Origin of the sequence: Frankia umida (genome assembly GCF_023242945.1) — a bacterium.
Classification (GTDB): domain Bacteria; phylum Actinomycetota; class Actinomycetes; order Frankiales; family Frankiaceae; genus Frankia; species Frankia umida.
Window position 1 is genome coordinate 196,980 of record NZ_JALKFT010000001.1, and the last position, 12,479, is coordinate 209,458.

6 protein-coding genes are annotated in these 12,479 nt (G+C 71.0%); all 6 read left to right on the top strand.

Translation table 11 applies throughout. The features are described from left to right. The first annotated feature begins 420 nt into the window (after positions 1-420). The 6 genes from MXD59_RS00770 to MXD59_RS00795 all read left to right on the top strand — a co-directional run bounded on the left by MXD59_RS00770 (position 421) and on the right by MXD59_RS00795 (position 12,435). The gene (locus tag MXD59_RS00770) at positions 421-762 is read left to right on the top strand and encodes an STAS domain-containing protein (RefSeq protein WP_163548083.1); all 342 of its coding nucleotides are present in this window, start codon (positions 421-423) and stop codon (positions 760-762) included. 42 nt (positions 763-804) lie between these two features. Then, complete coding sequence (locus MXD59_RS00775) at positions 805-1,332, top strand: ATP-binding protein (protein WP_248823009.1); 528 nt, start codon at positions 805-807, stop codon at positions 1,330-1,332. Positions 1,333-2,603: 1,271 nt separating this feature from the next. Next, on the top strand, positions 2,604-4,928 hold the full coding sequence (locus tag MXD59_RS00780) for a sodium-translocating pyrophosphatase (protein WP_248823222.1): 2,325 nt from the start codon (positions 2,604-2,606) through the stop codon (positions 4,926-4,928). 544 nt (positions 4,929-5,472) lie between these two features. Next, positions 5,473-8,664 carry a type I DNA topoisomerase gene (gene topA / locus MXD59_RS00785; protein ID WP_248823010.1) on the top strand — a complete coding sequence of 1,064 codons (3,192 nt, stop codon included), beginning with the start codon at positions 5,473-5,475 and terminating at the stop codon, positions 8,662-8,664. Continuing rightward, entirely contained in the window at positions 8,664-11,030 is a 2,367-nt protein-coding gene (gene tmk, locus MXD59_RS00790; protein ID WP_248823011.1) for a dTMP kinase, read from the top strand. The genes topA and tmk overlap by 1 nt, the downstream gene beginning before the upstream one ends. A gap of 67 nt (positions 11,031-11,097) precedes the next feature. Next, complete coding sequence (locus MXD59_RS00795; protein ID WP_248823012.1) at positions 11,098-12,435, top strand: DNA polymerase III subunit delta'; 1,338 nt, start codon at positions 11,098-11,100, stop codon at positions 12,433-12,435. The last annotated feature ends 44 nt before the right edge of the window (positions 12,436-12,479 follow it).

Below are 12,479 nucleotides of genomic sequence, written 5' to 3' on the forward strand. Positions count from 1 at the left end.
CCGTCACCACCACCGGCACGGCGGCAATGGACGACAGAACATCATCCGCGGGACAATCCGACCCCCGCGAGGAGCCAGGACAGCGGACCGCCCCCCCGACAGCCAAGATCGGGGATAGATTTCGAGCAGACGGCACCGGTGAGACCACGGCGGCGCGGAGATCTGCGACCCGAGTCGTGGGCCACCGGATTGATCCTCCTCATGGGAGGGTAATGGCGCCGTGATGTCGGTCTCCCGACGCCCGGGAGACACCGTCACACCGAGCTAGCGCAGCATCGCGACACCAGCGCAACACCGAGGCACCACCAAAACGGTGACCACCGTTGAGACACTGATCACAGTAGAGCCGCTGATCACGGTAGAACCACTGATCACGGTAGAACCACTGAGGCACCGACACCGAGGCACCGAGGAGGATCCGTGGACCTGTCCCTCACGACTCGCCAGGAAGGCAACCACACGGTCGTGGTGGTGGGCGGCGAGATCGACGTCTACACCGCCCCGAAGCTACGTGAGCAGCTGATCGACCTGGTTTCCGGCGGGTCATACCACCTCGTCGTGGACATGGAGGGCGTGGAGTTCCTCGACTCGACGGGTCTCGGAGTTCTCGTCGGCGGGCTCAAGCGAGTCCGCGCGCACGACGGTTCGCTGCACCTGGTCTGCACCCAGGAGCGCATCCTCAAGATCTTCCGGATCACCGGCCTGACGAAGGTGTTCCCGATCCACTCGTCCGTCGAGGACGCTCTCGCCGCGCACGAGTGACTCCACTCGGACATCACGCCTTCGGAAAGGCAGGCACACCGTATGCCCACCGTTGAGCTGCGGTTCGCCGCCCTGAACGGGCACGTCCGCACCGCTCGAATGATCGCCACGGCGGTCAGTCGGCGCGCCGGAGTACCTGCTGGCGCTGCCGACGAGATCAAGCTGGCAGTCACGGAGGCATGCGCCCGGGCGGTGCGGGTCAACCGTCGGCACGCGCCGCAGTCCCCAGTGCACGTCGCACTGACCGAGACACCGGACTCCTTCACCATCACCGTCGCCGATCGCGGTCAGAGCGGGGACGAGGTGGCCCCCGGTCCGGACGGCGGCCTTGTCACCGCCTCCACCCTGCTCGACCTCGAACCGGATTCGGCCGCACCGCCCTGGTGGTCCGAACCAGCCGAAGAGGAGTCCGAGGCCGACGGCGGATTTCCCCCCGGCCTCGGACTCGCCCTGATCGAGGGTCTGGTCGACGAGGTACAGATCAGCCGCGGAGCCGACGGGGTCGGCACCATCGTCGCCATGACCTGGCATACCGGCCCCGCCGTCGCCCCGTTCGACCCCATCCTCTAGCCCCCGGCCGCCGCGCTGCGCGACGGCCACGCACCCAGACGCCGCCGGCGGCATATACCCTGCCTCGTCTGGCGCTGCGGCGGCTCGCTCATCACCTCGGGCGCCGATGCCCCGGCCTTCCGGCGCCTCGGCGCCCCCGGCGGGCGGCGGGCGTCGGGCGGTTGGGGTCACATGCGGAGGGGTTCGGCGTGCCGGGGCCGAGCCTCCCTCGGTGTGCCCTGAGCGTGACCGCGAATTCGGCGGGCTGGAGCACTCGGCGCCCCACCTGCCGGTCACCCACATCCCTGGCGGCCGGCTGTTTCCGCATCCATCGGGTAGGCGAAGGTCCGTGATCGAATCACGTCGAGGCCTGACCGGAGAACGAGGCCCGAGTCCGTCCTCGGACCTCGACCGGATGGCGGAGCCCTCGATCACCTCGGCGTTATGGCTACCTGACACCATCGCCGCGACGTTCGCGCCTGTTCGCACACAGGTAGCAACAATGCGCTGGCATAGCGGCGCGTCGCGGCGTGATGCGGCGTGATGCGGCGTGATGCGGTGCGTCGCGGCTCGGTGGGGCGCGGTGGGGTGGGGACACGGGAGCGAATCGGCACGATGCCGAGGGATATTCGATGGCATGCCGAGGGTTGTTCGGAAAATCGGGGCAGAAATCGCCGAACAAGCCTCGGCATCTCGCCGCCCAGTCGCTCAAGGCGGCGGACGGAGGTAGAGACCGGACATCATTTGCGCGAAAAGAGTGAATTGTCCGGGGTGCACGGCCGTCCGTCCACGACACGACACCCCGGGCGCCGACCGCGGACACCGAACGGTGCGAAATCGGATACCGGACCGTGCGAAATCGAAAGTCGACGCGCAGCGCGATCGGCGAAAATGCAGCGCACATCACACTGGGTGGCTAGACTTCCCGCATCCGACGGCGGTTGATCCGGACCGCCGCGAGATGCCGTTGTGCTCCCCGATCAACCCGCCGAAACTTCCCGAAGCAGGGTAGTTCTGACGGTTTTACCCGGACGTCGCCGGATGCGATGCCCGGCCGCCGGCATCCCGTCCCACCGAGGCCGTTGACAGCGGGCGTTGGCGGGCTTTTCAAACCGGTGGAGGGCGCACAGAGCAGACCGGGAGGAGCCATGTCCCCGATCCACAGCCTGGCGGCCGAGGTCTCGGCGCACGGCCAGGCCACCGAGGCGACAGTGAACGGGCTGAGCGGCGTGAACGGGCTGACGACTGGCGGTTCCGTGCCTGGTCAGGCCGCCAGGAGCGCGGCGAAGGTGATGGCGGCCGAGGGTACGGGCACAGATTTTGGTGGTGGATCGGTCGGCCTGGTCAGTGGTGTGGCGATCATCGGGGTGCTGGCTCTGGTCGTGGCTGGCTATCTGGTCCGCGAGGTGTTGAAGGCCGATGCTGGCACGCCGCGGATGAGGGAGGTCGGCCGCGCGGTGCAGGAGGGTGCGGCGGCCTACCTGCGCCGACAGTTTCGCACCCTCGCCGGCTTTGTCGTCGTCATCCCCTTCGTCCTTCTTCTGCTTCCGGCCGAAGATACCGGGGCCCGTGTCGGGCGTTCGGTCTTCTTCGTGATCGGCGCGGTTTTCTCGGCGCTGGTGGGATTCGTCGGTATGTCGCTGGCGACCCGGGCCAACACCCGGACGGCGGCGGCGGCGATGACCCATGGTGAACGGGCGGCGGTGCGGATAGCGTTTCGCACGGGTGGTGTCGTCGGTATGTTCACGGTCGGGCTGGGGCTGCTCGGCGCGGCCGTGGTGGTACTGGTGTTCCGGGACTCCGCGCCGCAGGTCCTCGAGGGTTTCGGGTTCGGTGCGGCTCTGCTGGCGATGTTCATGCGGGTGGGCGGGGGAATCTTCACGAAGGCCGCCGATGTCGGTGCCGACCTGGTCGGCAAGGTGGAGCAGGGTATCCCCGAGGACGATCCGCGTAACGCCGCGACGATCGCGGACAATGTCGGTGACAACGTCGGTGACTGCGCGGGTATGGCGGCGGACCTGTTCGAGTCCTATGCGGTGACCCTGGTGGCCGCGTTGATCCTCGGGGTGAGCGCCTTCGGGGAGCGCGGGCTGGTGTTCCCGCTGCTGATTCCCGCCGTCGGTGTGGTGACCGCGGTCATCGGGATCTTCGCGGTGTCGCCACGGCCACGGGACCGCGATGGCATGGCCGCGATCAACCGGGGGTTCTTCGTGTCGGCCGTGGTGTCGGCGATCGGTTCGGTCGTCGTGGCGGTGACCTATCTGCCGGGCAGCGTCGCCGAACTGCCGGGGATGGCGGGCAGCACCCAGTCGGGTGATCCCCGGGTCATCGCCGCCAGCGCGGTTCTGATCGGTATCGCGCTCGCGGCCGCCATCCAGATACTGACGGGTTACTTCACCGCGACGAACCGGCGGCCGGTGCGCGACATCGCCAGGGCGTCCACCACGGGCCCGGCGACGAACATCCTGGCGGGCATCGGGGTGGGCCTGGAGTCCGCTGTGTACTCGGCCCTGCTCATCAGCGCGGCCGTGTTCGGGGCCTATCTGCTGGGTTCGGGCAGCGTGACGATGGCGCTGTTCGCCGTGGCGCTGGCCGGTACGGGGCTGCTCACCACGGTCGGGGTGATCATCTCGATGGACACGTTCGGCCCGGTCAGCGACAACGCCCAGGGCATCGCGGAGATGTCCGGCGATCTGGACGCCGCCGGTGCGGCGATCCTGACCTCGCTGGACGCGGTCGGTAACACCACCAAGGCCATCACCAAGGGCATCGCGATCGCGACGGCGGTGCTGGCCGCGACGGCCCTGTTCGGCTCGTTCACCGACACCGTCTCGTCCGCCCTGGTCGATGCGGGGGCGCGGGCCGAGGACGGCCGTGGCCTGGTCGGCGGATTGAACATCGCCTATCCCGACGCCCTGGTCGGGATGATCATCGGCGCGAGCGTGGTCTTCCTGTTCTCCGGTCTTGCGATCAACGCGGTCGGACGGGCGGCGGGGCGGGTCGTCCTGGAGGTACGCAACCAGTTCCGGACCAGGCCCGGGATCATGACCGGCACCGAGCTACCGGACTACGGCGCGGTCGTCGACATCTGCACCCGCGACTCGCTACGGGAGCTGATCACTCCCGGCACTCTGGCGGTACTGGCCCCGATCGCGGTCGGTTTCGGCCTCGGATACCCCCCGTTGGGGGCGTTCCTTGGTGGTGCGATCGCCAGCGGCGTGCTGATGGCCGTGTTCCTGGCGAACTCCGGTGGCGCCTGGGACAACGCGAAGAAGCTGGTCGAGGACGGAAACTACGGCGGCAAGGGTTCCCCGGTCCACGCCGCGACTGTGATCGGAGACACAGTCGGCGATCCCTTCAAGGACACCGCGGGCCCGTCGATCAACCCGTTGCTCAAGGTCATGAACCTGGTCAGCCTGCTGATCGCACCCGCGGTGGTGAAGTACTCCGTGGGCGACGACCGCAACACCGCGCTACGAGTCAGCCTTGCCCTGGCCGCGGTGGCCGTGATCGCGGCCGCGATCGTCCTGTCCCGGCGACGCGGCCGGACGGTGGACGACGACGACCCGCCGGTCGAGCACCCGACGCCGCGCGATCCCGCCGCGGCCAACGCCTGAGCGGCGCGCGCCCCGTCCACCGGGTCGGTTACCGACCTGGTGACGGGGCGCTGCGCTGATGGATGTTCGTCCCGACACGCCGCACCAAGACCTCCAACCATTGGCCAGATGTGGCTACATGGAGTAATCAAGCTGCCCCGAGTGCCGGCCCTCCGGCGCCGACGTGTTACACCGTCGTGCGGGCCCTGACGGGCTGTCGAGGCGTGAGCGTGACTGCGATGGGTAGGGCGTCGAACCACGAGGCCCATACCCGGACAGGAAGCTCCGTGGACCCTGGCAGCGGCGTACGGTGCAGCGTGGCACCGCTTCCAGTCCGGCGGGGTCGCGCTCGATCAGCAGCCGCTGGACGCCCGCCCGCAACCCAGGCCCGACCCAGCACCGCGCGCCGCACGAGCAACATCCGCCATATCCGGGACCTACAGTCCACTGGGGCGACCTACGCTCCGTTTGCCAGCCGAGCCCGTTGCCAGCCGACCAGCTCGCCGGACGAGCACGTCAGACGAGCACGCCGCATGAGCATGCGTACGCCGCACCGAGGAGAGAAGTGCCACCGCGCACGAACACGACGACACGGACGCCCCGGACGACCACCCGGTCCTCCGCCTCTGTCCCCGAGCCCAGCGAGCCCGCAGCGAACGACCGTTCCGACACCGGGACGAGCGGCGCGGCCGGCAGCGCGGGTGCTGGCGCGCCCGCGCCCGGCACCGGCACCCGGCTGGTGATCGTGGAGTCGCCGGCGAAGGCGAAGACGATCGCCGGTTACCTCGGGCCGGGTTGGCAGGTCGAGTCGAGCATCGGGCACATCCGGGACCTTCCACGTAGCGCCGCCGATGTCCCGGCCGCGCACCGGGGCAAGCCCTGGGCCCGCCTCGGCGTCGACGTCGACAACGACTTCGAACCGCTGTACGTCGTCTCCCCGGATAAGAAGCTCCAGGTCAGCAAGCTCAAGGCGCTGGTGAAGGAGGCGAGCGAGCTCTACCTCGCGACAGACGAGGACCGCGAGGGCGAGGCCATCGCCTGGCACCTGCTGCAGACCTTGAAGCCGACGGTGCCGGTGAAGCGGATGGTCTTCCACGAGATCACCCCGCAGGCGATCCGCCGCGCGGTCGACAACCCGCGGGAGATCAACGAGAACCTGGTCAACGCGCAGGAGACCCGGCGCATCCTGGACCGGCTCTACGGCTACGAGGTCTCCCCCGTGCTGTGGAAGAAGGTCATGCCGAAGCTCTCGGCCGGCCGGGTGCAGAGCGTGGCCACCCGGGTGCTGGTGGAGCGGGAGCGGGCCCGGATGCGGTTCCGTTCGGCCGAGTACTGGAACATCGAGGGCGTCTTCGCCGCGAGCGTGGCCCGCGCCCCCGGCGCGGAACCAGAACGCACGCCGCTGCCGGCGACCCTGGTCGCCCTGGACGGCGCCCGGGTCGCGACCGGCCGCGACTTCGCCCCCACCGGCGAGCTGACCACGTCCAACGTCACCCGGCTGGACGAGCCGGGCGCGCAGGCGCTCGCCGAGCGTCTGGCGGACGCCGCGTTCGCCGTCCGCTCGGTGGAGACCAAGCCGTACCGCCGCTCGCCGTACCCGCCGTTCATGACCTCGACGCTGCAGCAGGAGGCAGGGCGCAAGCTGCGCTACTCCAGCCAGCGCACGATGCAGATCGCGCAGCGGCTGTACGAGAACGGCTACATCACCTACATGCGTACCGACTCGACGAACCTGTCGGAGACGGCGCTGACCGCCGCCCGCGCGCAGGCCGAGTCGCTCTACGGCGCCGAGTACGTCCCGGCCCAGCCCAGGACCTACACCAAGAAGGTCAAGAACGCCCAGGAGGCGCACGAGGCGATCCGCCCCGCCGGAGATCACTTCCGGACACCCGGGGAGGTGCGGGGTGAACTGGACACCGACTCCTACCGGTTGTACGAGCTGATCTGGCAGCGCACGGTGGCCAGCCAGATGGCCGACGCCCGCGGCACCTCCGCCACGATCCGCCTCGGCGCGACCTCGTCGACCGGGGAGAACGCCGAGTTCTCCGCGTCCGGCAAGGTCATCACCTTCCCCGGTTTCCTGCGTGCCTACGTCGAGGGCGCGGACGACCCGGACGCCGAACTCGAGGACCGCGAGCGGCGACTGCCCGACGTCCGGCAGGGGGACGCGCTCACCGTCCGGTCGCTGACCCCGCGCGGGCACGCCACCAGCCCGCCGGCCCGGTTCACCGAGGCGAGCCTGGTCAAGACGCTCGAGGAACTCGGCATCGGCCGGCCCTCCACCTACGCCTCGATCATCGGCACCATCCAGGACCGCGGCTACGTGTGGAAGAAGGGCTCGGCGCTCGTCCCGAGCTTCGTCGCGTTCGCCGTCGTCGGCCTGCTGGAGGATCACTTCGGCGGGCTGGTCGACTACCGCTTCACCGCGACGATGGAGGACGACCTCGACGAGATCGCCGCCGGCACCGCCGCGTCCACCGACTGGCTCACCCGGTTCTACTTCGGCACCGGCACCAGCACCAACGGCGCCGCCCCCAGCGCCAACAGCGCCAAGGGTGCCACCCCCGTCTCGGACGCGGGCCTCAAGACGCTGGTCAGCGAGCGACTCGGCGAGATCGACGCCCGTGAGGTGAACTCGATCCCGCTCGGGCAGGCCGAGGACGGTGCGACCGTCGTCGTCCGGGTCGGGCGCTACGGCCCCTACGTGCAGCACGGGGAGGGCCGCGCCAGCGTCCCGGAGGATCTCGCTCCCGACGAGCTCACCGTCGAGCACGCACTCGAACTGCTGGCCGCGCCCAGCGGCGACCGGGTGCTCGGTGTCGACGCGGCCACCGGCGCGACCATCACCGCCAAGGCCGGCCGGTTCGGCCCCTACGTCACCACCGACACCGACCCGCCGCGCACGTCCAGTCTGCTGCGCTCCATGTCGTTGGAGACGCTGACCCTCGAGGACGCGATCCGGCTGCTCTCCCTGCCCCGCAGTCTCGGCAACGCCGAGGACGGCGAGGAGGTCACCGCGCAGAACGGCCGGTACGGGCCGTACGTCAAGAAGGGCGCGGAGAGCCGCTCGCTCGAGTCCGAGGAGCAGATGTTCACCGTCACGCTGGCGGAGGCGCTGGCGCTGATCGCGCAGCCCAAGGCCCGTGGACGCCGTCAGGCCGCGACCACACCGCCGTTGCGGGAGCTGGGCGCCGACCCGGCCAGCGGCAAGCCGATGGTCGTCCGCGAGGGGCGGTTCGGCCCGTACGTCACCGACGGTGAGACCAACGCGAGCCTGCGCAAGGGCGACGCGGTCGAGACGATCACCGATGCCCGGGCCGCCGAACTGCTCGCGGACCGGCGGGCCCGCGGTCCGGCCACCCCCAAGCGCACCACCCGCACCACCCGCACCACCAAGTCCACGGCCACGGCCACGGCGAAGAGCACGACCGCCAAGGCGAAGACCACGAAGTCGACGACGGCCAAGACCACCAGAACCACGAAGGCCAGCACGGCGAAGAGCGACCCGGCCGCCAGCGCCGAGGCCGAAACCGAGGCCACATCGTCGGCGTCGGCGTCCAAGGTCACCAAGCCCCGCGCGACGAAGTCGACCGCCGCGAAGTCGACCACGGCGAAGTCGACCACGGCGAAGACGGCGGCGTCGCGCTCCCGCAAGGCCAGCACCGACGCGACACCTGCCGCCCAGCCCTCCGCCAGCGGTGACGATGGGGGTGGCGCACCGGCGGCGGCCGCCGGTGACACCGGCCAGGACCGCTGATGGTCCCGCCGCTCGGCCGGTTCCAGGAACCGGCCGACACGGCGGACGCCGAGCCGTCTGACCCCGAGCCAGCCGACCCCGGCCCGGCCGTCGCCAGCAACGCCAGCGACAGCAGCCGTGACGGCGACGGTGGTGGTGGCGACAGCGGCGACGGTGGTGGCGACGGTGGCGACGGTGGCGACAGCGACGACAGCGGCCGGGGCCGGGGCCCTCGGTGGGGACGGTGGCGGCTGTGGACGGGGCGCGCACCCAACCGGCATCCGGTCACCACGGTGCCGAGTCCACCACCGCTGCAGGGTGGCGACGACAGTGACATTCGCGCGGTGCTGCGCATCCCGGCGTTTCGTCGGATGTGGATTCAGCTCAGCCTGTCCAGTCTCGGCGACTGGATGGGTCTGCTCGCCACCACGGCGCTGGTCACCCAGCTCCAGCAGAGCTTCTCCGGGCAGGCCTACGCGGTCGGCTCGCTGCTGATCGTCCGGCTGATGCCGGCGATGATTCTCGGTCCGCTCGCCGGCGCACTCGCCGACCGGCTGGACCGGCGACTGACCATGGTCGTCACCGATGTGATCCGTTTCGGCCTGTTCGCGTCCATCCCGATCATCGGCACCCTCCAATGGCTGCTCATCGCCTCGTTCCTGGTCGAGGCGGTGACGCTGGTCTGGGCGCCGGCCAAGGACGCGAGCGTGCCGCACCTGGTGCCACGTGAACGGCTCGCCGCCGCGAACACGCTCAGTCTGATCATGACGTATGGCACGGCGCCGCTGGCGGCCGCGATCTTCACGCTGCTGGCGACGATCTCACGTACCCTCGGCCCGAGCGTGTCGTTCTTCCGCGACTCGTCCGTCGATCTCGCGCTGTACTTCAACGCCGCGACCTTCCTCGGTTCGGCCATCGTGATCTGGGGGCTGCCCGGGATCGGCCGGGCCGAGCGCCCCGAGACCCCCGGCACCGAGGTCGGCTTCCTCGCCTCGATCACCGAGGGCTGGCGCTTCGTCGGCCATGACCGGCTGGTCCGCGGCCTGGTCGTCGGCATTCTCGGCGGCTTCGCCGGCGCCGGCTGTGTGATCGCGCTGGGCCGCCTGTACGTCGAGATCCTCGGTGGCGGCGACTCGGCGTACGGCGTGCTGTTCGGCGCGGTGTTCATCGGCCTCGCCGGTGGGATGGCGGCCGGTCCGAAACTTCTCGGTGACTACAGCCGGACCAGGCTGTTCGGCGTCTGCGTGACCGGCGCCGGGATCACCCTGATCGTCGTCGCGGTCATTCCCAACCTGGTGATCGCCTGCATCCTGGTGGTCGCGGTCGGCGCGTTCGCCGGGGTCGCCTGGGTCACCGGCTACACGCTGTTGCAGGCCGAGGTCTCCGACGAACTGCGTGGACGGACGTTCGCCCTGGTCCAGTCCCTGGTACGGATCGACCTGCTGCTGGTGCTCGCCGCCGCCCCCGGGCTGGTCGGGCTGATCGGCTCGCACGGCATCCACCTGTTCGGCAAGGTCACCGTACGTGCGGATGGTGTCACCGTCGTTCTGCTCGGCGGGGGTCTGCTCGCCGTGGCTGTCGGCCTGTTCGCCTACCGGCAGATGGACGACCGAGCCGGCGTCGCCGTCTGGCCCGAGCTGTGGGACGCGCTACGGGGACGGCGACCGGTGCCCGTCCGGCCCCGGCACAGTGGGCTGTTCATCTCCGTCGAGGGCATCGAGGGCGCCGGGCGGACCACCCAGATCGCGCTGCTGCGCTCATGGCTGGGCGAACACGGCCGCGAGGTCGTCGCGACCACCGGCACCGGCGCGACCGAGACCGGCGCGGGCCTGCGCGCCCTGCTGTTCGACCCGGCCCATCGCCTGCACGCCCGCACCGAGGCGCTGCTGGCCGCCGCTGACCGCGCCGAGCAGGTCGCCCGGGTCATCGAGCCGGCACTGGCCCGGGGCGCGGTGGTCCTCACCGACCAGTACGTCGACGCCTCGATCGCCTTCGCCGACCCGGACCGCGGTGTCGAGGCCGCGGAACTGGCCCTGCTCGCCCAGTGGGCGACCCGGGCCCTCATCCCCGACCTGACTGTCCTGCTCGACCTGCCCGCCGACGTCGCCGTCGCCCGCGACGCCACCCCGGCCGCCCACACCGCTGCCCACCCCAGCGTTCCCCGCCAGGGCACCCCCGCCGAGGCCGAGGCCGGCCGCACCGACGCCGACCGTGTCGACCTGGCGCAGCATCAGCGGATTCGGGCGGTTCTGCGCCAACGGGCCCAGCAGGCGTCCTCGCGGTACCTGGTCGTGAACGCGAACCGACCGGCCGAGGAGATCCAGGCCGAGATCCGGGCAGCGGTATCCCGACGGTTCGTCCGCGAGACGGCGTCCGTCCCGGTCTGAGCCGGCGGGAACAGCCGGCGGCGATGGCGCGTTCACCCGACGGCGGCTGACGGGGGATGATGGTCTGGTGAGCGTCTGGGATGCCCTGGTGGGCCAGGATTCCGTCGTCGCCACCCTGCGCGCGGCCGCGGGGGCCGCAACCATCGCGCCACGTCCGGCGTCTTCCCCGTACGACAGCGCCGCCGAGGCGGACGCGGTGCCGGACCCCACCGGTCCGGGGCCTGGCACCGAGTCCTCCACCGACACCACACCACCGGGTGCGGGTAGGTCGTCCCGGTCGGGGATGACGCACTCGTGGTTGTTCACCGGGCCGCCCGGGGTCGGGCGGGAGCAGGCCGCGCGGGCGTTCGCGGCAAGCCTGACCTGCGAGCGCGAGCCACCCGGGTGCGGCGAGTGCGCCGGTTGCCACACCGTTCTCACCGACACCGCCACCGACCTGCGAACCGTCACCCCGGAGGGGCTTTCCCTCGGGGTGAAGGACATCCGGGCGCTGGTCCGCGACGCCGCGAGCGCGCCGACCGCTGGGCGGTGGCGCATCCTGCTGCTCACCGATGCTGACCGGCTCACCGAGGCGGCGGCGAACGCGCTGCTCAAGGCGTTGGAGGAGCCGGCGGAGCGGGCGGTGTTCCTGCTGTGCGCACCATCGGTGGAGGATGTGCTGCCCACGATCCGGTCCCGCTGCCGGACGGTCTCGCTGCGGCTGCCCGCCGCCGACGACGTCCGGGCGATGCTGATCCGCGAGGGTGCCGACGAACGATCCGCGCAGGTCGCGGCCCAGGCCTCCCAGGGGCATCTGGACCTCGCCCGGCGGCTGGCCGGCGACGAGGCCACCCGGACGCACCGCGCGGCGGTGCTGCGCATTCCCACCCGGCTGGGCCGGGTCGGGGCGTGTCTGGCGGCGGCCGCGGACCTGGTCGACGTCGCGAACGCGGACGCCGAGGCCGCCAACTCGGTGCGGGACGAGGCGGAGACGGAGTCGCTGAAGACGGCGCTGGGGGTCGGCGCGACGGCGGTCGGCGGGAAATCCCGCTCGGCGAAGGTGTCGAAGGCCGGGGCGAAGAGCCGCACGATGGTCGTGCGCGGTGCCGCGGGGGCGCTCAAGGAGCTCGAGCGCAACCAGAAGAGCCGCGGGCGCCGCACCGTGCTCGACACCCTGGACCGGGCCCTGGTCGACCTCGCCGGGCTCTACCGCGACGTCCTCGCGGAGCAGCTCGGCGCGTCCGTCGAGGCGATCCATCCCGATCACGCCGCCGAGACGGCGAGTCTGGCCGCCGCCGCCACACCCGAGCAGACCCTGCGCCGCCTCGAGGCGGTCCTGGCCACCCGCACGGCGCTGGCCGACAACCCCGGGCTCGTCCCGCTGCTGGCCGTCGAGTCCCTCACTCTCGCCCTGCGCGACGCCTGACCCCCTGAGACCGCCTGACCCGCTGACCGCCTGACCCGCTGACC

Excerpts from the sequence above, each read along its gene's own strand:
- MXD59_RS00775 (WP_248823009.1), top strand. The coding sequence starts at position 805 with ATGCCCACCGTTGAGCTGCGGTTCGCCGCCCTGAACGGGCACGTCCGC.
- MXD59_RS00780 (WP_248823222.1), top strand. The coding sequence starts at position 2,604 with ATGGCGGCCGAGGGTACGGGCACAGATTTTGGTGGTGGATCGGTCGGC.
- tmk (WP_248823011.1), top strand. The coding sequence starts at position 8,664 with ATGGTCCCGCCGCTCGGCCGGTTCCAGGAACCGGCCGACACGGCGGAC.